15 protein-coding genes and 2 pseudogenes are annotated in these 21113 nt (G+C 64.0%); 9 read left to right on the top strand and 8 right to left on the bottom strand.

What is annotated here, in order from left to right; genetic code table 11:
- Window positions 1–303: hypothetical protein (locus tag ALC15_RS45530; RefSeq protein WP_210168603.1), on the top strand; the 303-nt coding region annotated here is incomplete at its 5' end.
- On the opposite strand, the gene ALC15_RS24195 is transcribed toward ALC15_RS45530, so the two are convergent.
- Together ALC15_RS24195 and ALC15_RS24190 are read right to left on the bottom strand one after the other, a co-directional pair.
- Window positions 300–1655, bottom strand: a complete 1356-nt coding sequence (locus ALC15_RS24195; RefSeq protein WP_050629429.1) for a M23 family metallopeptidase — start codon at window positions 1653–1655, stop codon at window positions 300–302. The two genes, ALC15_RS45530 and ALC15_RS24195, sit on opposite strands and share 4 nt — an antisense overlap.
- Before the next feature lie 100 nt (window positions 1656–1755).
- Window positions 1756–2493 (bottom strand): peroxiredoxin, encoded by a 738-nt coding sequence (locus tag ALC15_RS24190; protein ID WP_167350164.1) that lies wholly within the window; start codon window positions 2491–2493, stop codon window positions 1756–1758.
- A gap of 229 nt (window positions 2494–2722) precedes the next feature.
- Between ALC15_RS24190 and ALC15_RS24180 the strand changes: the two genes are divergently transcribed.
- Window positions 2723–6424 carry a YhdP family protein gene (locus tag ALC15_RS24180; RefSeq protein ID WP_050629426.1) on the top strand — a complete coding sequence of 1234 codons (3702 nt, stop codon included), beginning with the start codon at window positions 2723–2725 and terminating at the stop codon, window positions 6422–6424.
- Window positions 6425–6498: 74 nt separating this feature from the next.
- On the opposite strand, the gene ALC15_RS24175 is transcribed toward ALC15_RS24180, so the two are convergent.
- Window positions 6499–7905, bottom strand: a complete 1407-nt coding sequence (locus tag ALC15_RS24175; RefSeq protein WP_050629425.1) for an FAD-dependent oxidoreductase — start codon at window positions 7903–7905, stop codon at window positions 6499–6501.
- A gap of 158 nt (window positions 7906–8063) precedes the next feature.
- Between ALC15_RS24175 and ALC15_RS46445 the strand changes: the two genes are divergently transcribed.
- Window positions 8064–9350 (top strand): alpha/beta hydrolase, encoded by a 1287-nt coding sequence (locus ALC15_RS46445; RefSeq protein ID WP_050629424.1) that lies wholly within the window; start codon window positions 8064–8066, stop codon window positions 9348–9350.
- Here the strand turns inward: ALC15_RS46445 and ALC15_RS46440 are convergent.
- The 4 genes and pseudogenes from ALC15_RS46440 to tyrS form a co-directional block, all read right to left on the bottom strand.
- A pseudogene (locus ALC15_RS46440) lies at window positions 9295–9462 on the bottom strand (MFS transporter); the annotation flags it as partial. The gene ALC15_RS46445 and the pseudogene ALC15_RS46440 overlap by 56 nt on opposite strands.
- A 285-nt stretch (window positions 9463–9747) precedes the next feature.
- Window positions 9748–10371: a cache domain-containing protein gene (locus ALC15_RS24165; RefSeq protein ID WP_244486233.1), complete on the bottom strand. Its 624-nt coding sequence runs from the start codon at window positions 10369–10371 to the stop codon at window positions 9748–9750.
- 1095 nt (window positions 10372–11466) lie between these two features.
- The gene (locus ALC15_RS24155; RefSeq protein WP_050629421.1) at window positions 11467–12714 is read right to left on the bottom strand and encodes an MFS transporter; all 1248 of its coding nucleotides are present in this window, start codon (window positions 12712–12714) and stop codon (window positions 11467–11469) included.
- A gap of 56 nt (window positions 12715–12770) precedes the next feature.
- A complete protein-coding gene (tyrS, locus tag ALC15_RS24150) occupies window positions 12771–14024 on the bottom strand; it encodes a tyrosine--tRNA ligase (protein ID WP_050629420.1) in 1254 nt (417 codons plus the stop codon).
- Between the two features lie 152 nt (window positions 14025–14176).
- Between tyrS and ALC15_RS24145 the strand changes: the two genes are divergently transcribed.
- The 3 genes from ALC15_RS24145 (at window position 14177) to ALC15_RS24135 (ending at window position 16373) form a co-directional block, all read left to right on the top strand.
- The gene (locus ALC15_RS24145; protein ID WP_050629419.1) at window positions 14177–15280 is read left to right on the top strand and encodes an anhydro-N-acetylmuramic acid kinase; all 1104 of its coding nucleotides are present in this window, start codon (window positions 14177–14179) and stop codon (window positions 15278–15280) included.
- Window positions 15281–15362: 82 nt separating this feature from the next.
- Window positions 15363–16040: a glutathione S-transferase family protein gene (locus ALC15_RS24140; RefSeq protein WP_050629418.1), complete on the top strand. Its 678-nt coding sequence runs from the start codon at window positions 15363–15365 to the stop codon at window positions 16038–16040.
- Between the two features lie 3 nt (window positions 16041–16043).
- Entirely contained in the window at window positions 16044–16373 is a 330-nt protein-coding gene (locus ALC15_RS24135; protein ID WP_050629417.1) for a DMT family transporter, read from the top strand.
- 78 nt (window positions 16374–16451) lie between these two features.
- Here ALC15_RS24135 and ALC15_RS24130 read toward each other — a convergent pair whose 3' ends face one another.
- Complete coding sequence (locus ALC15_RS24130) at window positions 16452–17099, bottom strand: alpha/beta hydrolase (protein ID WP_016843213.1); 648 nt, start codon at window positions 17097–17099, stop codon at window positions 16452–16454.
- 440 nt (window positions 17100–17539) lie between these two features.
- On the opposite strand from ALC15_RS24130, the gene ALC15_RS24125 reads away from it, so the two are divergent.
- The 3 genes and pseudogenes from ALC15_RS24125 to sufC all read left to right on the top strand — a co-directional run bounded on the left by ALC15_RS24125 (window position 17540) and on the right by sufC (window position 21097).
- Window positions 17540–18697, top strand: coding sequence for a cysteine desulfurase family protein (locus ALC15_RS24125; protein ID WP_050629416.1), 1158 nt, complete (start codon window positions 17540–17542; stop codon window positions 18695–18697).
- Window positions 18698–18790: 93 nt separating this feature from the next.
- Window positions 18791–20286, top strand: a pseudogene (sufB, locus tag ALC15_RS24120) (Fe-S cluster assembly protein SufB).
- A gap of 58 nt (window positions 20287–20344) precedes the next feature.
- Window positions 20345–21097 carry a Fe-S cluster assembly ATPase SufC gene (gene sufC / locus ALC15_RS24115; RefSeq protein ID WP_050629437.1) on the top strand — a complete coding sequence of 251 codons (753 nt, stop codon included), beginning with the start codon at window positions 20345–20347 and terminating at the stop codon, window positions 21095–21097.
- Window positions 21098–21113: the final 16 nt, after the last annotated feature.

The raw sequence follows: 21113 nt of genomic DNA, 5'->3' as shown, positions 1-21113 counted from the left end.
GGGCCGTCCGGACCATCAGGCGGACTGCCGCCTGGCGGCGGCGGCGGTCCTGCACCTGATCCGCTGAGTGGCGGAACGACTGGTCCTGGCCCCGGCGGCTTTGGCTCGCCCGGCGGACCGTTTGGTCCCGGTGGCGGCGGTGGCCCGTTCGGGCCGGGCGGCGGATTCGGCGGTGGCGGGTTCGGTGGCGGCGGGCCGGGTGGCGGCAGTGGGCGGCGGCGGCCGCCGCTGAAGCACAACGAAATCGGCGCAAGCGAGACGCTTGCGCCGATGTTCAGATCGATGGTCGTGGGATTGAGCTAGCCCGCGCTGAGCCGGATGCCGGCGCGGAGGAAGCGCTGCGGATCGACCGCTTCGCCGTCGATGCGGGTCTCGTAGTGCAGATGCGGACCGGTGGAACGGCCCGTCGACCCGACCGCGCCGATCACCTGGCCGATCTTGACGTATTCGCCGACCTTGACGCCGATCTCGGAGAGATGGCCGTAGCGGGTCGAAAGGCCATTGCCGTGGTCGACCTCGACCATGCGGCCATAGCCGCCGGCCCAGCCCGCCGACACCACCTTGCCGTTGGCGGTGACGCGTACCGGGTCGCCCTGCGCGGCGCGGAAGTCGAGGCCGGTGTGCATTGCCGGCCGGCCGAGGAAGGGATCGCTGCGAACGCCGAAGCCGCTGGTGAACTCGACCTCGCCGACCACAGGCTTGCGGTAAGGCACCAACGCCAATGTCTGGTTCAGGCGCTGCATCTGCGCGCGGTTGATGTTGATGCGGTAGAGCTGGCGCTCGAACGCGCCGGCGTCGGGCGCGAGCTTCACCGGCACATAGGGGCCGCCCATGCCGGAGCGCGGCACCGCGGCTTCGAGCTGCGACATGTTGAGGCCGAGATCAGAGATCACGCCGCGCATCCGGCGCACCCGCGATTCGATGCCGTCCTCGACCGAGGAGAGCGCGGCGACCTGGCGGCGCTCGACCTGGTCAAGCGAGGTCTGCAGACGGACCAGGACGTTGTCGACGCCCTGGGCCTTGGCGAACTGGTTCGGCTGCGCCTTGGCGATCAGCGGGGCGCGCGATTCCAGCCGCGCCTCTCGATCCGGCGGCGCCACGAAGATCACGGTGTCGCTGATCGGGGAGGGCTTTGGCGTGCCGGATGACGGCGCCGCCTCGGCGCGGCCCTGCGGCTTGATCGAACCGGTCGAGGTGGCATCGGGCATCGCGCCGAGCGCGGTGGCGCGCGATTCCAGCGTCGACTGCCGCTTCATGATCTGGTCGAGCTTCTGGTCGAACTGCTCCTGGTCGAGCAACTGGCGGCTGGTGGTGCGATCGACCTTGGCGCGCAGCTCGGAGATGCGGTCCTCATAGGCGTATTGCATCTCGGCCTGGCGCGCGATCAGCCGGGTCAGGACGTCGTCACGGAACGCAAAATAGGTCGCGGTCGCCGCCGACCACATGCCAAGCAGGACCACCGTGCCAACCGCGATCCAGAACACGACCGGCCCGAACCGGACCTGCTTGCCGGCATGGACCAGGGTATAGCCCTCGCCGGAGGCCGCCGCCGGTGCGGCGTGATGGGCGGCCGAACGGCGCGCCGGTGCGCGGCCATGGTCCTGGGGATGATGGTGTTTCTGGTATTCCTGGTGATGACCGGACCGGCTCGACATCGGTACTCCCGCGGCCGGTCGGACCAAGCTCCGTACGGCTAATTTGCGGGGCCGATTTGAGCCCGCCATGGTTAATTTTCAGGAAACGGAACCCCTTCCGTCAGAGCGACCGGGCGGCCTCCAATACCGCTTCGGCATGGCCATCGACCTTCACATGGCGCCAGATTCGGGCGACTTTTCCACTGGAATCGACCAGAACCGTGGTGCGAATGATCCCCATGAAGGTCCTGCCATACATGGATTTTTCGCCCCAGGCGCCGTACGCCTCCAGCATCTGATGGGCGCTATCCGAGACCAGCGGCACCGATAGCTGGTGTTTGTTTCGAAATGACTCCTGCGCCTTAACTGTATCGGCTGAAATGCCGACCACCTCGGTACCGGCAGCAACGAACTCGCCCTTGAGCCGGGTGAAGTCGATCGCCTCCCTGGTGCAGCCGGGGGTGTCGGCGCGGGGATAGAAGAACAGCACCAGCTTCTTGCCGGCGAAATCCTTCAGCGAAACGCTGCCCCCGCCATCGCGCGGCAGGTCGAAGCCAGGCGCCGCGGCACCCTCGGCAAGTGTGACAGCGGGCGACTTGGTCACGGTCGGGCCCGGCTCCGGCTTTAACGGTTTCGATGCAGCCTTGTGCGAGGCTTTGCCTTGAACACCCGCTGCGGATTTGGCCTTTGGCTTCGTTGTGGCCTTCTTGTTGGCTGTCTTGGCCACAGGCTTTTTCGCAACCGTTGTGCGGGTTTTCGTCGCGGACTTCCCAGTGCTTGCGCTTGCGGTGCGCGCAACCTTTGTTGCGACCCGCTTTCCGGTTGTGTTGGAGGATTTCTTGCGCGTTTTCTTGGACATACGCCTTCCTTTCGTCGCTTTCCGAAGCTCAACCATTGGGGTATTGCGGGTCTTATTCGCAGTGGCCGGATTCGCGTCGGCCGCTGGGCAAGTTTGATGGCCGCGGAGTATGGTGACAAGGAATTCGACGCGTAACCCGTCCGCTTGCTGAATTGGCTTTTTGATTGGTTGGTTTGGTCCGTTCTGGGGGCCATCGGCGAGTAACATGATTAGGCGAGGATAGGCGGCGATGCCGGCACGGGAGCGCTCGATACGAATCGACGGGCACCCCGATGACGGCGAGCAGCTTCGCCGTCAGCACCGAGAGGCAATGGCAAGGAACACGTCGCCGCAGGGTCCAAATCCGCGCGCCGGGTCTGACTTCTCGCAATGGGAAGACGACGCCGCGTGGGACGAGCAGGATGAGGCGGCGGGCAACCGTGCGCGGCAATTGCTGTCGCGTTCCAACACCAATCTGCATCGCTTCACCGATTTCTGCTCCGGCATGCAGCGCTGGCTGCATGGCGAGCGCTGGATCCGTCGCATCGGATTGGTTCTCGTGGTCTTGGTCGTGCTTTTCACGACCTGTTTCGGCGCATTGTGGTGGCGGCTCGGCGCCGGTCCGATCAATCTCGATCTGGCGACGCCGTGGCTGGCCGCGGCGATCGAGGAGAATATCGGCCACGGCAACACGGTCGAGGTCGGCGGAACGCAGATCGAGCGCGCCGGCCGGGTCAGGATCGCGGTGCGCATCCGCGACATCATCGTGCGCGACCGCGACCACGCGGTGGTTGCCAGCGCGCCGAAAGCCGAAGTGCGGTTGTCGGGGACGGCCCTGCTGATGGGCCAGTTGCGGGCGGAGAGCCTCAATCTGGTCGACGCGGAACTGTCGGTCCGCATCACGCCCGATGGCAATGTGACCGTGTCCGCCGGCGACACCGCAAAACCGCTGGCGACCGGCGTCGCCTCCAAGCGCGAGGCGGGCCTGCCGCCGACATTCCCGCGTCCGGCGCCCGCAGCGCCGCCGCCGGCTGCCTCGCCGCCGGTTGCTTCCGAGCCCTCGGCGGCCGCGCCGGATTCGGCCCAGAGCGGGCTGCTGGCTGGTCTCGACTGGCTCGACAGCCTCAGCATGACCGGCCTCGACGGTCAGAACCTCAACGAGATCGGTCTGAAGAACGGCAATCTGGTCGTCGACGACCAGCAGCGCGGCAACAAATGGAGCTTCGAGAATATCAGCCTGAGCCTGCGGCGCCCGAGCGGCGGCGGCGTTGCGCTCAGCTTTGGCGAGGAGGGCGCAAAGCCCTGGTCGGTGCGCGTCCTGGTCGGACCGCAGCAGAACGGCGTGCGCTCGGTCGACATCAAGGCCGACAAGGTGTCCACCCGGAACATCCTGCTCGCGATGCGGACCAAGGATCTCACCTACACCGCCGACCTGCCGCTGTCGGGCGAGATGAAGGGCGAGCTCGGCCGCGACGGGCTGCCGACCTATTTCCGCGGCAAGATCAATGTCGGCGCCGGCAACATCATCGACACCGACACGCCCGACTACCCGATGCCGGTCGATTCGGCCGAGATGAGCGTCGAATGGGATTCGGGGCGGCGGGTGCTGCTGGCGCCGATCAAGATCGTCTCGGGCGCCAACCGCATCACGCTGCTCGGGCATCTTGAGCCGCCCAACGATAATGTCACCGACTGGCAGGCGGGGCTGTCCGGCGGCACCATCGTGCTCGCCGGCGCCGACAAGAACGAACCGCCGCTGATCTTCAATCGCATCAACATCGGCTTCCGCTTCGACACCGAGAAGAAGCGGGTGCTGCTGACCCAGGCCGACATCTCCAACGGCGAGATCGGCGTCGCCGGCACCGGCAGCATCGACTATTCCGGCGAGCCGCGGCTGCAGCTCGGATTCGCCGGCACGCCGATGTCGGCGTCCGCCCTGAAGCGGATGTGGCCGGTCATCATCGTGCCCGAGGTGCGCGAATGGGTGATCGAGCGGATCGACCGCGGTACGCTCCAGCGCATCGATGTCGGCGTCAATTCGCCGGTGCATAACCTGTCGCGCAAGGGACCGCCGATCCCGGATGACGGTCTCTCGGTCAACATCGTCGCGTCCGGCGTCACGGTGCGCCCGGTGGATCAGATGCCCGCGGTGCATGATGCGGATCTGAAGGCCAGGGTGACCGGCCGCACCGCGACCGTGACCATCAACCAGGGCATCGCCGACACGCCGGCGGGCCGCAAGATCACGCTGTCGGATTTCACCTTCGAGGTGCCCGACATGGCGCCGAAGCCGTCGCCGTCGAAGGTCAAGTTCCGGGTCGATTGTCCGGTGCCGGCCGCCGCCGAGATCCTCGCATCCGACCGGCTCAGCGACCTCTCCGGTCCGCCGATCGATCCCAACGCCAGCAAGGGCAACGTCACGGCGACGATCAATCTCGGCATGCCGGTGAAGGGCGAGCTCACCAAGGCCGACACGATGTACTCGGTCGCGGCCGACATCACCGGCGTTGCCGTCGACAAGCTGGTGATGAACCAGAAGCTCGAGGCCAACACGCTGAAGCTGGTTGCCAGCAACGCCGGCTTCCAGGTCAAGGGCGACGTCAAGATCAACGGACAGGCGGCTTCGCTCGACTATCGCAAGCCGACCGACGGCGATGCCGACGTCAAGCTGCAGGCGACGCTCGACGATGCGAGCCGCGCCCGCCTCGGACTCGATCTCGGTCCTGCCGTCTCCGGTGCCATCCCGATCAAGCTGAACGGCAAGATCGGCAGCGGCGACAATCCCACCACCAAGATGGGCGTCGAGGCTGACCTGACCCAGCTCAAGCTCGACAACATCCTGCCCGGTTGGGTCAAGACGCAGGGCAGGGCCGGCAAGGCGACCTTCAACGTGGTGCCGAAGGGGCAATCGACGCGGTTCGAGGACATCTCGATCGACGGCGCCGGCGTTTCGATCAAGGGCGCGCTCGAGGTCGACCAGAACGGCGATCTCATGAATGCGAACTTCCCGACCTACGCGCCGTCGGAAGGCGACAAGACATCGCTGCGCGCCGATCGCGGGCCCGACGGCGTCATCAAGGTGACGATGCGCGGCGACGTGTTCGATGGCCGCGGCTTCCTGAAGTCGGCGATCTCCGGCCGCGACAGCGATCCCAAGAGCAAGACCAAGACCACCGATTTCGATGTCGATCTGAAACTCGGCGCGGTGGCCGGCTTCAACGGCGAGGCGCTGCGCAGCGTCGACGCCAAGATCTCGCGCCGCAACGGGTTCTTCAAGGCATTCACGCTGAGCGGCAAGGTCGGCCGTGACACCCCCGTCTCGGTCGACATGCGCGGCCGCCAGCAGGGCCGCGAGGTGATCTATTTGCAAACCGGCGACGCCGGCGCGTTCCTGCGTTTCATCGACACCTATTCGAAGGTGGTCGGCGGCCAGCTCACGCTCGCGATGGAGCCGCCGATCCCCGAGCCGGGCCCGAGGGAAGGTCTTATCAACATCTCCGGCTTCTCGGTGAAGGGCGAAACCCAACTCGATCGCGCCGTCGCTGGCGGGCCGGTCAGCACCCAGAACGGCATCGGATTTGACGCGTTGCGTGCCGAGTTCACCCGCCAGAGTGGTCAGCTTTCGATCCGCAACGGCGTGGTCAAGGGACCGAGCATCGGCGCGACCATCGAAGGCAGCATCGATTATGTCGGCAACCAGGTGCGGATGAACGGCACCTTCATTCCGATGTACGGCTTGAACAACATGTTCGGCCAGATCCCGTTCTTCGGGATCTTTCTCGGCGCCGGCAGCAATGAAGGCCTGATCGGCGTGACATATGAGGTGGTGGGAACGCCGAGCCAGCCGGTGCTGCGCGTCAACCCGATCTCCGCGCTGGCGCCCGGCCTGACCCGCAAGATCTTCGAGTTCAAGCAGTACGGTCCGAACGACCTGCCGACGACGAACAACTAGGCCGCGTGTGAGCGAAGCGGATGCCTGTCGCGCTTCGAGCTGGTGAAGAGACATAAACCGCGCTGTGTCGAAGATCAGCTATCCAGCAGTGCCGCCAACCGATGTCGATCGATGATGCCCGGGGGCGGCGGTAATGGCTCGCCTTCCAGTTCGGCTAGTTTTGCGGCGACGCGCGGCCTCGCGATGACGTCCTGAGGCAGCGCAACGCACATTGCGATTTCAAGAATCCCGCGAAACACGTCGGCGTCCTCGGATGCGGCGGCGAGCAGCTTGGCGGTGACTGGATTGGGCGCAGGCATTGCCAAGCCTTGGTCCAGCGCGTTCATCTCGGCAACCCTCGCGCGGTCCGCCGCGATCTGGTTTCGATAGTACGGGCCTACCTGGCGGTCGGTCTCCGCGTCGTAGTCCCGGGCGAACGCTTCGGGATTGTTGATGTGCCGGCGCGCGACATCGCGGAGCACCTGTGCGTGGAGCAAACCAACGCTCAGCCCCCGTCCGCCGGAGGGGTTGGTGCAGGCCCATGCGTCACCAACGGCGGCGAATCCCGTGACGACGGGCCGGCCGTCGACGACAAATCGCCGGTACCGATCGAGAACTCCCGCCATCAACAGGACGTCCGTCATGGGCTCTCCATCCAGCCAATGGGCCTGAAGCGGGCACGCGGAAACGACGCGATGGAATGTGACGGGATCACGCAAGGCTCGCATCGCCTTGTTTTTCGAGGAGGTATACAAGGTGACCGACCAAGTGTCGTTGTCTCCGTCCAGCGTCAGGATCGAGAACAGGCCCATCGGCGTAAGCGTGCTACCCATCCGGCGAGGCCGCTGCTGCCCCGAGAAATAGCGTCCGAAATAGACGAAGTTGCCATCTTCGGATTCTTCGATCGGACTGCGGCCACCTGCACCGAGAATCCATTCGCAGGCCGGGCTTCTCCGTCCCATGGCGTCGACGACCAGATCTGCACGAATCTCTTCGCCGGCCATCATGCGGACCCCGGCAACGTGGGGCACGCCGGGGATGGCCGATGTGCCCGTGATCAATTCGCGAACCTTAGTTCCCCGACGGATGGTCACGTTCGGTGCCGCCTGCGCCATCGCGGCCACCACCCACTCAACCGTGGGCCTGCGGCCGGCGACGCAGCGCATCGCTTCATCGCCCGGGCGCGGCGCCCGGTCGGTGATGGTTGGGGGAAGGAATTGACCGTCGAGATAATCCACCCAGACGCAACCGGCGCGAAGCAGGCCTTCCGTCAATCCAGGCAATTCTCGATCGCTGACCATTCGAAATCGCGAATGGAGACTGTGGGGTTGTCTGAACTGGGCAACTCCCGGGCGTTGCCACGAGTGCCATCCCTCGACAGAGGTCGAAGGGTGATCTTCGGGATCGGTCTCCAGCACCGTGACGCGGTGGCCGTCGCGGCCGAGCATCATCGCAGCGCACAATCCGATCAAGCCGCCACCGCAAACCAGGATTCTGCTCATCTATTCCCCCGCCGCCATGGATGGCTCCAGAGCGGGGCGAGCCAAATGCCCACTTGGCAACTAGCAAGCGGCAGTCATTTTGCCTTTCAGAAAGCCTTGATTTTCGCTTGAGAAGCTTGTGATTTGTACGCGAGCCAAGCTCGGCCCCGAGGAGCCTGATGCGCTTCAAGTTCAGCGACTACGTTCTGGATGCAGGGCGGCGCGAGCTGCAATGCGGCGTTCAAACGATTACGGTCGAACCGCAGGTTTTCGATCTGCTTCTGCACCTCATCCAGCACCGTGATCAGGTGGTTTCCAAAGATGATCTCGTGACCTCGGTTTGGCGCGGCCGGATCGTCTCCGACTCGACGATAGCCAGCCGGATCAACGCGGCTCGCCGCGCTATCGGAGATGACGGCATCAACCAGCGATATATTCGGACAGCTGCGCGGCGGGGAATCCGCTTCGTTGGTGAAGTGGAGCAGGAGGAAGCACGACCGGCCTCAGAGCACATCTCATCCCGTTTCCCAAAGGGGGCGGCAGGGCCGCCCAAGGAACTCGGGTTACGCGAGGAGATTACGTTCTGCGAAGCGCCTGACGGGGTCCATCTCGCCGTAGCGAGCGTTGGCCAAGGCTCTCCGATCGTAAAGACGGCGAATTGGCTGACCCATATCGAGCATGACTGGCAAATAGAGGTTTCGAGTCCGCTCCACGCTCAACTGGCTGCTCGGCACAAGCTGGTTCGATACGATCAGCGCGGTAACGGCTTGTCCGATTGGCGCGTCGCCGACTTTTCGTTTGCGGCCCTCGTGCATGACCTTGAGACGGTCGTCGATGCGCTGTCGCTCGAGCGCTTTGCCATGTTCGGTATATCGCAGGGCGCTGCAGTTGCCATCGCATATGCCGCGCGACATCCCGACCGTGTGTCACGCCTCGTCTTGCACGGTGGATATGTGCGCGGTTTCCGCAAACGGCGCGCTCCAGACCAGATTGCCCGGTGCGAAGCTCTCGCGACTCTGATCCGGGAAGGGTGGGGCAAGGATACCCCTGCATTCCGTCAGGTCTTTACCTCGCTGGTGCATCCAAACGCGACGCAGGAGCAAATGCGAGACTTCAACGAGGTGCAGCGCATATCGACATCACCGGAGAACGCTGCGTCGCTGTTCCTGGCCTTTGGCGACATCGACGTCTCCGATGCGCTGCATCAGATCGCGGCGCCGACGCTCGTCATGCACAGCCGCGACGATGCGTTGGTTCCGTTCGATCAAGGTCTGGCACTCGCGCACGCTATTCCAAGCGCGCGGTTCGTTCCGATTGAGAGCCGCAATCATATTTTGCTTCCAGACGAGCCGGCATGGTCTGTCTTTGTCGCCGAGATATGCGACTTCCTTGATGAAAAACCCCGAGATGCTAGCGCCGTAGCGCCGGCACCACCCGGAGCGGGATCAGGCCGAGCACGATATTGACGAGAGAGAACACGATCAGCGGATTGTAACTGTGGAGCCAGTCGTGGGTCAGGCCGCCGCCTCATGAGCCGGGGCCAGAACCGAGACCGCTGCCGATCATGATGGTGCCGTAGTGGGAACGCCGAGCCAGCCGATGCTGCGCGTCAACCCGATCTCCGCGCTTTTGTGCCCGGCCTGACGCGAAAGATCTTCGAGTTCAAGCAATACGGCCCGAACGACCTGCCGACGACGAACAACTAGGATACGCACTCATTGAGGCGCAGCCAGAACTGACCAGCCGCGCCGGCAAACGGCGCCGGTGGCGTGAAGGGCATCGCAACTGCCCGGTCACGCGAGAAAATAGCATTGCGTGGGCGCTCGAGTTCGGTGCGCCCATGTGACGGTTGGTTTGGTCGGATTACTTGTAGTAACCGACGCCGCATCCGAGGCCGGCGACCGCGGTGACGAAGCTCGCCTTCGGCACCCATGTCTTGTCGGCACCGGCCTTGGGCGACATGTAGCTGACCTCGCTGACCTTGCCCTCTTTTGCCGCGTCATAGAGCCTTGGGCCATACACATCGCCCGTAGGGTCCTTGAATGTCCTCGCATCCTTGCCGAGCAAACCCTTGACGTTGGGATTGCCGATCGCGACGAGGAGTGCGTCGCTCAGATTGAAGCAGAAGGGATAGAGGTCACCGACAAGGAAGCCATTTTCCCCCTTGTTGATCGCATCCAGCGTCTTGGCCTTATCGGCCTTGATGGCTGCTACCGTCTTTTCAAGCATGGCCTTAGCGTCCGACGCAGTGCCTTGCGCGAATGCCGTCGTGGAGAACAAGACCGTCATGGCGCCCAGCGCGCCAATTACGAGTTTGCGAAACATGGATATTCCTCCCTGGTCGTCGAGGAATTTGCAATTGTCATGCACCGTGCGCAGGCCCGCAGGGATCATCATATTCAAATATTGCCCCAATTGACCAGCCTGCTCGCGACCGCCGACGAGCTGACAAAGAGAGGCGGGTGGCCATTTCCGGATGCGGCCCATCGCGACATATCACGCTGTCGCACGAACTCGGCCGCGACAGCGGCTGCGATATCAGCTGCGAGCCGGCGAGCCCTTTCCGGAAACGACGATCGCCCGGACGACAAGTGCGATGCGTTCGCCGCGCGCGCTGGGCCGGTTTCGGCACCAAATCCGGGTCCCCAAGATCACGAAGCCGACGACCCAACACACAATGAGCAGATCAAACCAAGCAGGCATTGGACCTAAATCTCCTCCAGCACCATAAGGCTATGTAAAGTGGATAGCGACGGCCCAGTGGTGGGGCTAAGGGCTGGCTGCGCCGCTCGGATTGTAATTCCGAGACAGGCGAGCGCAAGTTGCGGGGCTCAGCAGCGGACTGTCAGAACTTGCCGATTGCGACTGAGACGGCGCGGAAGATTGTGAAGCTGAGTACGAGGACTTGAGAGCCTACTAGGCCGATACACAGTACTTGATAGAATGCGGCGGATGGTTCTATCGGTCTTGCCCAACCGATCAAAGGCGATATCTCCCGCACTCTAGTGGCGGCTGCATCAGCGGTCATGCTGGCTGCTCGTTTGCCTCCGAACCATGGCATCACGACAAGCCAAATCAGAAAGCATGGGATGGAAAAGAGGTAGGATATTGAGCTCTCAGGCTCAAGCGGTCTACCAAACTTATCGAGTCCATGACGGATGATTTGGGAGGGGATTGGAAAGTTCAGGTAGACGTACAGGGTCACGCCCAAACCCACAAAGGCGAGCATTGCATTTATGATCGCCGTGCGTTTCGAATATTCGCGAAGAGTGTTCGCTAGCTCTTCGGGCGTTGGCGAGGATTGATTTTGCATATGCAAAGATATTCAAGTCAAGATCATAGGCGATTGAGGAGCGAAAATCCCCATGCGATCACGCCTCCTTACGTTGCGATCGTTCGTGATGTTCGGCATCGCTCAATCTAAACCGCGTCACACGCGCCGACAACTTCACCGGCTGCGGATAGGTCGGCGACTTCTTTGCATTGCACCAAATAGTTGATGGATAGACGCTCCAGTGCCCGGCAAGCTGTTTGTCCGTGATGAACCGGGGGTGGTGCGGCGAAGTCGATGGCGATCGGCCGTCAGCGCCGAAGCGCGGGCACCACCAGGAACGGGATCAGGCCGAGCACGACGTTGACGAGCGCGAAGGCGATCAGCGGGTTGTAGCTGTGGGTCCAGTCGTGGATCAGGCCGCCACCCCATGAGCCGAGGCCGGAGCCGAGACCGCTCCCGATCATGATCGTTCCATAGATCGTGCCGACGCGCTCGCCGCGGAAGATCTTCAGCGCGGTCGCCGTGATCAGCGGGCCGCGCGAGCCGATCATGCTGCCGAAGCAGACGATGAAGCCGGTCAGCAGCCAGTAGTTCGGATACCATTGCAGCAGCCAGAGCAGGATGATGCCTGCTATCGAGACGCCGTAGCTGAACAGCACCGACGGCCTGCGGCCGATGATGCCGTCGAGGGTCGACACGCCGAGCATGCCGACGAACAGCGCGACGCCGGAGAAGCCCCAGGCGGTGGCCGCCTGCAGCGGCGGGAACCCGACATCGATCAGATAGGCGACGATCTGCGCCGTCAGCGCGTACATCGCGACCGCGGTGAAGAAGAAGGTCGAGAACAGCGCCCAGAAGGCGTGATGGCGCATGGCGCGCAGCAACGTCCAGCCTTCATCGGCCAGATTGCTCTCGGCCTTCTTCACGATATGCGGCGAGCCGCCGGCGAGCAGCCGCCACGGCAGCAAGACCAGCGGAACAAGCAGGCAGAGCGCACCGATGCCGAACACCTGATAGGCCTCGCGCCAACCGATCCGGTCGATCAGCACCTGCGACAGCGGCAGCAGCAGCAGGAGGCCGGCGCCGGTCGCGGAATACATCACGGCCATCGCGGTCGTCAGCCGCGGCCCGAACCAGCGGCCGAGCAGGATCGAGTTCGAGACGTTGCCGATCAGCGCGGTCCCGAAACCGACGCAGAGCCCGACGCTGAGCTGGAATTGCCAGAGCTGCTCGGCGCGCGAGGCGACGAGGAAGGCGCAACCGAGCAGCGACAGGCCGAGCGCATAGACCAGGCGCGGGCCGGAGCGGTCGAACAAGCGTCCGACCAGCGGCGCGGTGAGGCCGCTGGCGAGCCAGGTCAGCGAATAGACCGATACAACAGAGGCGCGATCCCAACCGAAATTTTCCGAGATCGGTTTCAGAAAGACCGTGAAGCTGTCGCTGAGGCCGCGCCCGAGCACCGACAGCACGAAGCAGAGCGCGAGCACGTTCAGCGCCGTGCGTGACTGTTTGGCTGGTGCGGCAAACACGTCGTTCGGAAGCGTGGTCTGGTCCATCGGAAAGATGGGAGCGCGTTTTCCGCACTCCCGACAACCGACAAAAGCGAATGCGCCTATGCAGGCTTCAGCAGGACGTGGCGCTTCTTGCCGAGCGACAGCTTCACCACGCCTTCCGGCGTCAGATTGGCCGGCGTCAGCAGCATCTTCTCATCGGTGACCGAAGCGTCGTTGACGCGCAGGCCGCCGCCCTTGATCTGCCGGCGCGCTTCGCCGTTCGAGGCGACGAGCTCGGCCTTGACGAAGGCGGCGAGCACGCCGACGCCGGCTTCAAACTCGCCGCGCGGAATTTCCACCGTCGGCAAGGTTTCGGCCAGCGCACCTTCCTCGAAGGTGCGGCGCGCGGTCTCGGCGGCCTCAACGGCTGCGTCGCGGCCGTGGAGCAGGGCGGTCGCCTCGGTCGCCAGCACCTTCTTGGCTTCGTTGATCTCGCCGCCCGCGAGCGCCGCGAGCTTGTTGATCTCGCTGATCGGCAGGATGGTGAACAGCTTGAGGAACTTGACGACGTCGGCGTCCTCGACGTTGCGCCAGTACTGCCAGAAGTCGTACGGCGAGAACTGGTCGGCGTTGAGCCATACCGCGCCCTTGGCGGTCTTGCCCATCTTGTCGCCGGAGGCGGTGGTCAGCAGCGGCGTGGTCAGCGCGAACAGTTGCGGCGTGCCCATGCGACGGCCGAGATCGACGCCGTTGACGATGTTACCCCACTGGTCGGAGCCGCCCATCTGCAACCGGCAGCCGGCGCGGCGCGACAGCTCGACGAAGTCGTAGGCCTGGCAGACCATGTAGTTGAACTCGATGAAGCTCATCTCCTGCTCGCGCTCGAGCCGGAGCCGCACCGAATCCATCGTCAGCATGCGGTTGACCGAGAAGTGCCGGCCGATGTCGCGCAGCATCTCGATCCAGTTCAGCTTGGTCAGCCACTCGGCGTTGTCGAGCATGATGGCGTCGGACTTGCCGTCGCCATATCGCAGCACCTTGGCGAACACGCCGCGGATCGAGGCCTTGTTGGCTTCGATCTCGGCGACCGTACGCATCGCGCGCGTCTCGTCCTTGCCGGAGGGGTCGCCGACCATCGTGGTGCCGCCGCCCATCAGCGTGATCGGCTTGTTGCCGCTCTGCTGCAGCCAGTACAGCATCATCATCGTCAGGAAGTTGCCGATGTGCAGCGACGGCGCGGTGCAGTCATAGCCGACATAGGCGGTGGCCTCGCCCTTCGCGGCCAGCGCGTCGAGGCCCTCGAAATCGGAGCACTGGTGAACGAAGCCGCGTTCCTGTAGAGTGTTCAGGAAATCCGATTTAAATGCAGTCATTTGTCGGCGAGCCAGATCATTCTTGTTTTACGGTTTTTGCATCTATTTGCGGAACCCTGATGCTTGAGGCTGCCGCAGGCGGACGCGCAGTGGCATTATAGGATGTACTTGTTTGAGACAAGCCGGGGGTTCCCGGCTGGGGCGCTTCTACAATGATGTTAACGGCACTCGGTCTGATGAGCGGGACCTCGCTCGACGGGGTCGACGTGGCACTGATCGAGACCGACGGCCGGCAGATCAAGGCCTTCGGACCTTCGGGCTATCGTCCCTATAGCGAGGGCGAGCGCAGCCTGCTGCGCCAGGCGCTGACCGAGGCCGTTCATCTGTCGCAACGCGACGCCCGGCCGGGGATCCTGCGGCAGGCCGAGCAGGCCGTCACCACAGCCCACGCCGAGGCGGTCGCCGCCTTCACGGCGCAGAACCGGATCTCGGCGCAGGAGATCGATATCGTCGGGTTCCATGGCCAGACCGTGCTGCATCGCCCCGAGCGGAGGCTGACGGTCCAGATCGGCGACGCCCTGGCTCTCGCCAAGGCGATCCACATCCCGGTGATGCATGATTTCCGTGCCGCCGACGTCGAAGCCGGCGGGCAGGGCGCGCCGTTCGTGCCGGTCTACCACCGTGCGCTGGCCCAGTCGCTGAACCGCGAGGGGCCGATCGTCGTGGTCAATATCGGCGGTGTTTCCAACATTACATATATCGATGGCTCGGACACGCTGATCGCTTGCGACACCGGGCCGGGCAACGCGCTGCTCGACGACTTCATGTTCCGCCAGATGCATCAGCCGTTCGACACCGCCGGGAAGTTCGCAGCCCTCGGCAAGCCGGACGAGGCCTGGATCGCGCAGGCGCTCAAGCTGCCGTTCTTCTCGGTTCCACCGCCGAAATCGCTCGACCGCAACGACTTTGCCGGCCTGAAGCTCGGCGCCGTGGCGCCGGCCGATGGCGCCGCGACGCTGACCGCGTTCACCGCGGCCGCGATCGCCCGCGTCGTGCCGCTGCTGCCGAAACGGCCGAAGAGCTGGATCATCTGCGGCGGCGGCGCCTCCAACCTCACGATGCTGCGGATGCTGCGCGAGCGCCTGGCGCCGGCGACCGTCGAGCCTGCCGAGGCGCTCGGCTGGGCCGCGGACGCGATCGAGGCGCAGGCTTTCGGCTTCCTGGCCGCGCGCGGGATGAAGGGCCTGCCGCTGAGCTACCCCGCCACCACGGGGGTGCCGATCCCGATGACCGGTGGCATTATCGCGCGACCGTGATTTAGATGCAAATGCATCTACCTTGACAGTTCCATGCCGCTGCATTTAGTTGGATGCAGTTGCATTGAACGCGAGGTTCGTCATGGCCGTCCTGAAGTTGATCAGCCACAAGCTCTGTCCCTATGTACAACGCGCGGTGATCGCGCTGCAGGAGAAGGGCGTGCCGTTCGAGCGGATCGACATCGATCTCGCCAACAAGCCGGACTGGTTCCTGAAGATCTCGCCGCTCGGCAAGGTGCCGGTGCTGGTCGTGACCCGCGACGACGGCAAGGAGGTCGCGCTGTTCGAGAGCAACGTGATCTGCGAGTACATCGAGGAGACGCAAGCCGGCGCGAAGCTGCATCCGCAGGATCCGCTCACCCGCGCCGAGCATCGCGCCTGGATGGAGTTCGGCTCGGCTATCCTCGGTGATCTCTGGGGACTGGAGACCGCAACTGATGCTGCGACGCATGAGAGCAAGCGGCAGGCGGTGGCGGCAAAATTCGCGCGCGTCGAGGCTGCGCTCGGCGCCGGCCCGTTCTTCGCCGGTGAGAAGTTCAGCCTGGTCGATGCGGTGTTCGCGCCGATCTTCCGTTATTTCGATCTGTTCGATCAGCTGACCGACCTCGCGGTATTCACCCATACGCCAAAACTCCGTGCCTGGCGCAGCGCACTGGCGCAGCGGCCGAGCGTGCGCAGCGCGGTGTCGCCCGATTATCCCGCGCTGTTGCACGCGTTCCTGGTCGGCCACCGCGCGCACATGCTGAAGCTTGCCGCGTAAGCCATGTCGCATTCCATTGCCTGGGTCGCGCTGGTCGTCGCCGGTCTTCTCGACGTCGGCTGGGCGATCTCGATGAAATATGCCGAGGGCTATACGCGGCTCGGCTGGACGCTGGTCTCGCTCGTGCTGCTCGCAGCGTTCGTGTTCCTGCTCGGACGCGCGCTGCAGGTGCTCGGCGTCGGCGTCGCCTACACGGTTTGGACCGGCATCGGCGCGGTCGGCACGCTGACCATGGGGGTGCTGCTGTTCAACGAGGCGTTGAACCCGATGAAGGTCACGGGGATAGCATTGGTGCTGATCGGGATCGCGGCGCTGAAGCTGGCGCCGGAGTAAATGCGTAGCCCGGATGGAGCCATCGGGCGCCCGTTCGCGCGCGCCGTTGGCTCCATCCGGGCTACCAAAGCGTCGGCGTCACCGCACGTTGGCGAGGCGCATGTCGAGATAGCCGGTTACCGTCTCCATCAGCGGCTCGAGCTTGCCGTCGAAGAAGTGGTTGGCGCCGGGGATCACCTGCTGGTCGATCACGATGCCCTTCTGCGTCTTCAGCTTCTCGACCAGCGTGTTGACGTCCTTGGGCGGCACCACGGCATCCTTGTCGCCGTGCACGATCAGGCCCGACGACGGGCAGGGCGCGAGGAACGAGAAGTCATAGAGATTGGCGGGCGGCGCGATCGAGATGAAGCCCTCGACCTCCGGCCGGCGCATCAGGAGCTGCATGCCGATCCAGGCGCCGAACGAGAAGCCCGCGACCCAGCAGGCACGCGCCTCGGGATTGATCGCCTGCGCCCAGTCGAGCGCGCTTGCGGCATCGGAGAGTTCGCCGGTGCCGTGATCGAACGAGCCCTGGCTGCGGCCGACGCCACGAAAGTTGAAGCGCAGCACCGAGAAGCCGCGATGCGCGAACGCGTAGTAGCACTGATAGACGATCTGGTGGTTCATCGTGCCGTGGAACTGCGGATGCGGATGCAGGATCATCGCAATCGGCGCGTTCTTCTGCTTGGCCGGATGATAGCGGCCCTCGAGACGGCCAGCAGGGCCGGTGAAAATCACTTCAGGCATTGTGTTCCCTTGATTGACGCGTTCCCTTGATTGACGTCGATCAATCAACCGGTTGGAGCCATCTTCAGCGGCGGGGCGCGAACAGGGCGGCTCATGATGAAATCGGCACAGGCGCCGCTGGGCGGCACGCTGGAGGGCCTTCTAGCATGACGCAAGGGGCAAAAATCAAGGAAATTGTGCCGCTTGGCCGGCGTGAATCCGCGCGGCGACGCGCGATCCGGATCAACACGCCGAATTGCTCGTTGGCTACCTGAAGTTTTGGTTTGTCACATTGCTATCGCGCTTGCCGCAAACGGATGTCTCGCCTGGCAGCACAGGTGAGGTCTTCCGTGGGCGTGAAAAATCTCCGGCGCCGCTCACTCTGATCTGGTCTCGCCGCCCGACTGTCGTTATGTCGCAATGGAAGGCCGCAACCACGGTGGTTGCCGCGGACAAGCTCGATGGCCGATCGCGTCTATCTCGACTGGAATGCCACCACGCCGCTTCGCCAGGAGGCGAAAGCGGCGATGGCTGCGGCGTGGGAGTTGAGCGGCAACCCGTCCTCGGTGCACAGCGAAGGACGCCGCGCGCGCCGGCTGGTCGAGGATGCGCGCAATGCGGTGGCGAAGGCGGTCGGCGGCCGGTCGCAGGACGTCGTGTTTGTCTCCGGCGGGACCGAAGCCAATGCGCTCGCCTTGACGCCGGGATTGCACCGCGGTGCGGGCGCGCCGGTCGAGCGGCTGTTGGTGTCCGCGATCGAGCATGCGTCCGTCCTCGCGGGCGGGCGGTTTTCGCGTGAAGCGATCGGCACCATCAATGTCACGCGCGCCGGGGTGATCGATCTCGATCATCTGCGCGCGCTGCTGGCGGAAGGTCCGCCAGCTTTGGTCTCGGTGATGCTGGCCAACAACGAGACTGGCGCCATCCAGCCAGTGGCCGACGTCGCCGCGATCGTCCACGCGGCCGGCGGCCTGCTGCATGTCGATGCGATCCAGGCGTTCGGCAAGATTCCGTTCGACCTCGCTTCGACCCAGGCCGATCTCGTGACGCTGTCGGCGCACAAGATCGGCGGACCGAAGGGCACCGGCGCGCTGGTGCTCGCCGAAGGCGTCGAAGGACTGGAGGCGTCGCTGCGCGGCGGCGGGCAGGAGCTCGGGCGGCGGGCCGGGACCGAGAACGTCGCGGGGATCGCAGGCTTTGGTGCGGCTGCGAAGGCCGCGATGGCGGCGTTGAAGGCCGACGCCGCCCGCGTCAGGGGACTGCGTGACCGGCTCGAGCACGGGCTGCGGCAGACGCCGGACCTGCTGGTGTTCTCCGACGACGTAAAACGGTTGCCGAATACCGTTCTTTTCACCGCACCGGGGATGAAGGCCGAAACGGCCGTGATCGGGTTCGACCTCGGGGGAATCGCGGTGTCCTCCGGTTCCGCCTGTTCGTCCGGCAAGGTCCAGCCGTCCCACGTCTTGGAGGCAATGGGGTACCGTTCGGAGGTGTCCCAGGGAGCGGTGCGGCTCAGTCTTGGCTGGTCTACCACGGAGACAGACGTGGATTTGACCCTCAAGGCTTGGCGAAAGCTCGCCGATACCTTAGTTAAGGGGGAACGACGAAACACAGCTTGAACTGTTCTAAGCGGATTTCGTCTTCAAGCATCGTAAGAGAATTTCGGAACTGAGATCCACCGCGGTCCTTGAAACCGCGAGCGGAGGATATGAATGCCTGCTGTACAAGAGACGGTCGAGCGCGTCCGGCGCATCGACGTCGACCAGTATCGATATGGGTTTGAGACGCAGATCGAGTCCGACAAGGCCCCAAAGGGGCTGTCGGAAGACACCGTCCGCTTCATCTCAGCAAAGAAGAATGAACCGGCCTGGATGCTGGAATGGCGCCTGGAGGCGTATCGCCGCTGGCTGACCATGACCGAGCCGACCTGGGCGCGCGTCGACTATCCGAAGATCGACTACCAGGACATCTATTACTACGCGGCGCCGAAGCCGAAGAAGACGCTGTCGTCGATCGACGAGATCGATCCGGAAATCCTCAAGACCTATGAGAAGCTCGGCATCCCCCTGCGCGAGGTTGCGATCCTCGAGGGCGTCGAGCCCCCGCCGGGCGGACCGCCGTCGGCGAACCGCAAGATCGCGGTCGATGCCGTGTTCGATTCGGTCTCGGTTGCGACCACCTTCCAGAAGGAGCTGAAGGCGGCTGGCGTGATCTTCATGCCGATCTCGGAGGCGATCCGCGAGCATCCCGAACTGGTGCAGAAATATCTCGGCACCGTGGTGCGACCTCGGACAACTACTTCGCGACGTTGAACTCGGCGGTGTTTTCGGACGGTTCGTTCGTCTACGTGCCGCCGGGCGTGCGCTGCCCGATGGAGCTGTCGACCTACTTCCGCATCAACGAGCGCAACACCGGTCAGTTCGAGCGCACGCTGATCATCGCCGACAAGGGCTCCTACGTCTCCTATCTCGAAGGTTGCACCGCGCCGCAGCGCGACGAGAACCAGCTGCACGCCGCCGTGGTCGAGCTCGTCACGCTCGATGACGCCGAGATCAAGTATTCGACGGTGCAGAACTGGTACCCCGGCAATTCCGAGGGCAAGGGCGGCATCTACAATTTCGTCACCAAGCGTGGCGACTGCCGCGGCAAGAACTCCAAGATCTCCTGGACCCAGGTCGAGACCGGTTCGGCGATCACCTGGAAGTATCCGAGCTGCATCCTGCGCGGCGACAATTCGAGCGGCGAGTTCTACTCGATCGCGATCTCGAACGGTTTCCAGCAGGTCGATAGCGGCACCAAGATGATCCACCTCGGCAAGAACACGTCGAGCCGGATCATCTCCAAGGGCATCGCCGCCGGCAAGTCGCAGAACACCTATCGCGGCCTGGTCAGCGCACATCGCAAGGCCACGGGCGCGCGCAACTACACCGCCTGCGACTCGCTCCTGATCGGCGACAAATGCGGCGCGCACACCGTGCCCTATGTCGAGGCCAAGAATTCCTCGGCGACGTTCGAGCATGAAGCGACGACGTCGAAGATTTCCGAGGACGTGCTGTTCTACTGCATCCAGCGCGGGCTCTCGCAGGAGGAAGCCGTCGGCCTCGTCGTCAACGGCTTCGTGAAGGATGTGCTGCAGCAACTGCCGATGGAATTCGCGGTGGAAGCGCAGAAGCTGATCTCGATCAGCCTTGAAGGTTCGGTTGGCTAATCCATCCCGTGTGAGGGCGCGGCCGACGCGCCTCGGGGTGATGCTCAGGAAAAATCAGATGTCTCTGCTTGAAGTGAAAGATCTGCAGGTTCGTGTCGAGGAGCGCGAGATCCTCCACGGGCTGTCGCTCACGGTGAACCCGGGGCAAGTGCACGCGATCATGGGGCCGAACGGCTCCGGCAAGTCGACGCTCTCCCACGTCATCGCCGGCAAGCCGGGCTATGAAGTCACCGGTGGCCAGATCCTGTTCAAGGGCGAGGACCTCCTGGAGATGGAGCCCAACGAGCGCGCCGCCAAGGGCGTGTTCCTGGCGTTCCAGTATCCGGTCGAGATTCCCGGTGTGACTACCTGGAACTTCCTGCACGCGGCGCTCAATGCCCAGCGCAAGGCGCGCGGCGAGGACGAGATTTCGTCGCCGGCCTTCCTCAAGAAGGTCCGTGAGGTCGCCAAATCGCTGAACATTCCGCAGGACATGCTGAAGCGCGGCGTCAATGTCGGCTTCTCGGGCGGCGAGAAGAAGCGCAACGAGATTCTGCAGATGGCGCTGTTCGAGCCGGCCGTCTGCATCCTCGACGAAATGGATTCCGGCCTCGACATCGACGCGCTGCGGATCGCCGCCGACGGCGTCAACGCGCTGCGCTCGCCGGAACGCGCGATGGTCGTGATCACCCACTACCAGCGGCTGCTCAACTACATCGTGCCGGATGTCGTGCACGTGATGTCGAAGGGCCGGGTGGTGAAGAGCGGCGGCAAGGAACTGGCGCTGGAGCTGGAAGAGTCCGGTTACGCGCAGTTCGAAGACGCTGCCTGACGGATACGGGTTCTCA

It is taken from the genome of Bradyrhizobium viridifuturi, assembly GCF_001238275.1.
In the GTDB taxonomy this organism is placed as follows: domain Bacteria; phylum Pseudomonadota; class Alphaproteobacteria; order Rhizobiales; family Xanthobacteraceae; genus Bradyrhizobium; species Bradyrhizobium viridifuturi.
The sequence above is the reverse complement of the archived record's forward strand: the minus strand, read 5'-3'. Positions and strand labels throughout refer to the sequence as shown.

Excerpts from the sequence above, each read along its gene's own strand:
- ALC15_RS24165 (WP_244486233.1), bottom strand. The coding sequence starts at position 10,371 with ATGGGCCGCATCCGGAAATGGCCACCCGCCTCTCTTTGTCAGCTCGTC.
- ALC15_RS24190 (WP_167350164.1), bottom strand. The coding sequence starts at position 2,493 with ATGTCCAAGAAAACGCGCAAGAAATCCTCCAACACAACCGGAAAGCGG.
- ALC15_RS46445 (WP_050629424.1), top strand. The coding sequence starts at position 8,064 with ATGCGCTTCAAGTTCAGCGACTACGTTCTGGATGCAGGGCGGCGCGAG.
- tyrS (WP_050629420.1), bottom strand. The coding sequence starts at position 14,024 with ATGACTGCATTTAAATCGGATTTCCTGAACACTCTACAGGAACGCGGC.
- ALC15_RS24175 (WP_050629425.1), bottom strand. The coding sequence starts at position 7,905 with ATGAGCAGAATCCTGGTTTGCGGTGGCGGCTTGATCGGATTGTGCGCT.
- ALC15_RS24130 (WP_016843213.1), bottom strand. The coding sequence starts at position 17,099 with ATGCCTGAAGTGATTTTCACCGGCCCTGCTGGCCGTCTCGAGGGCCGC.
- ALC15_RS24155 (WP_050629421.1), bottom strand. The coding sequence starts at position 12,714 with ATGGACCAGACCACGCTTCCGAACGACGTGTTTGCCGCACCAGCCAAA.
- ALC15_RS24145 (WP_050629419.1), top strand. The coding sequence starts at position 14,177 with ATGATGTTAACGGCACTCGGTCTGATGAGCGGGACCTCGCTCGACGGG.
- ALC15_RS24125 (WP_050629416.1), top strand. The coding sequence starts at position 17,540 with ATGGCCGATCGCGTCTATCTCGACTGGAATGCCACCACGCCGCTTCGC.
- ALC15_RS24135 (WP_050629417.1), top strand. The coding sequence starts at position 16,044 with ATGTCGCATTCCATTGCCTGGGTCGCGCTGGTCGTCGCCGGTCTTCTC.
- sufC (WP_050629437.1), top strand. The coding sequence starts at position 20,345 with ATGTCTCTGCTTGAAGTGAAAGATCTGCAGGTTCGTGTCGAGGAGCGC.
- ALC15_RS24195 (WP_050629429.1), bottom strand. The coding sequence starts at position 1,655 with ATGTCGAGCCGGTCCGGTCATCACCAGGAATACCAGAAACACCATCAT.
- ALC15_RS24140 (WP_050629418.1), top strand. The coding sequence starts at position 15,363 with ATGGCCGTCCTGAAGTTGATCAGCCACAAGCTCTGTCCCTATGTACAA.
- ALC15_RS24180 (WP_050629426.1), top strand. The coding sequence starts at position 2,723 with ATGCCGGCACGGGAGCGCTCGATACGAATCGACGGGCACCCCGATGAC.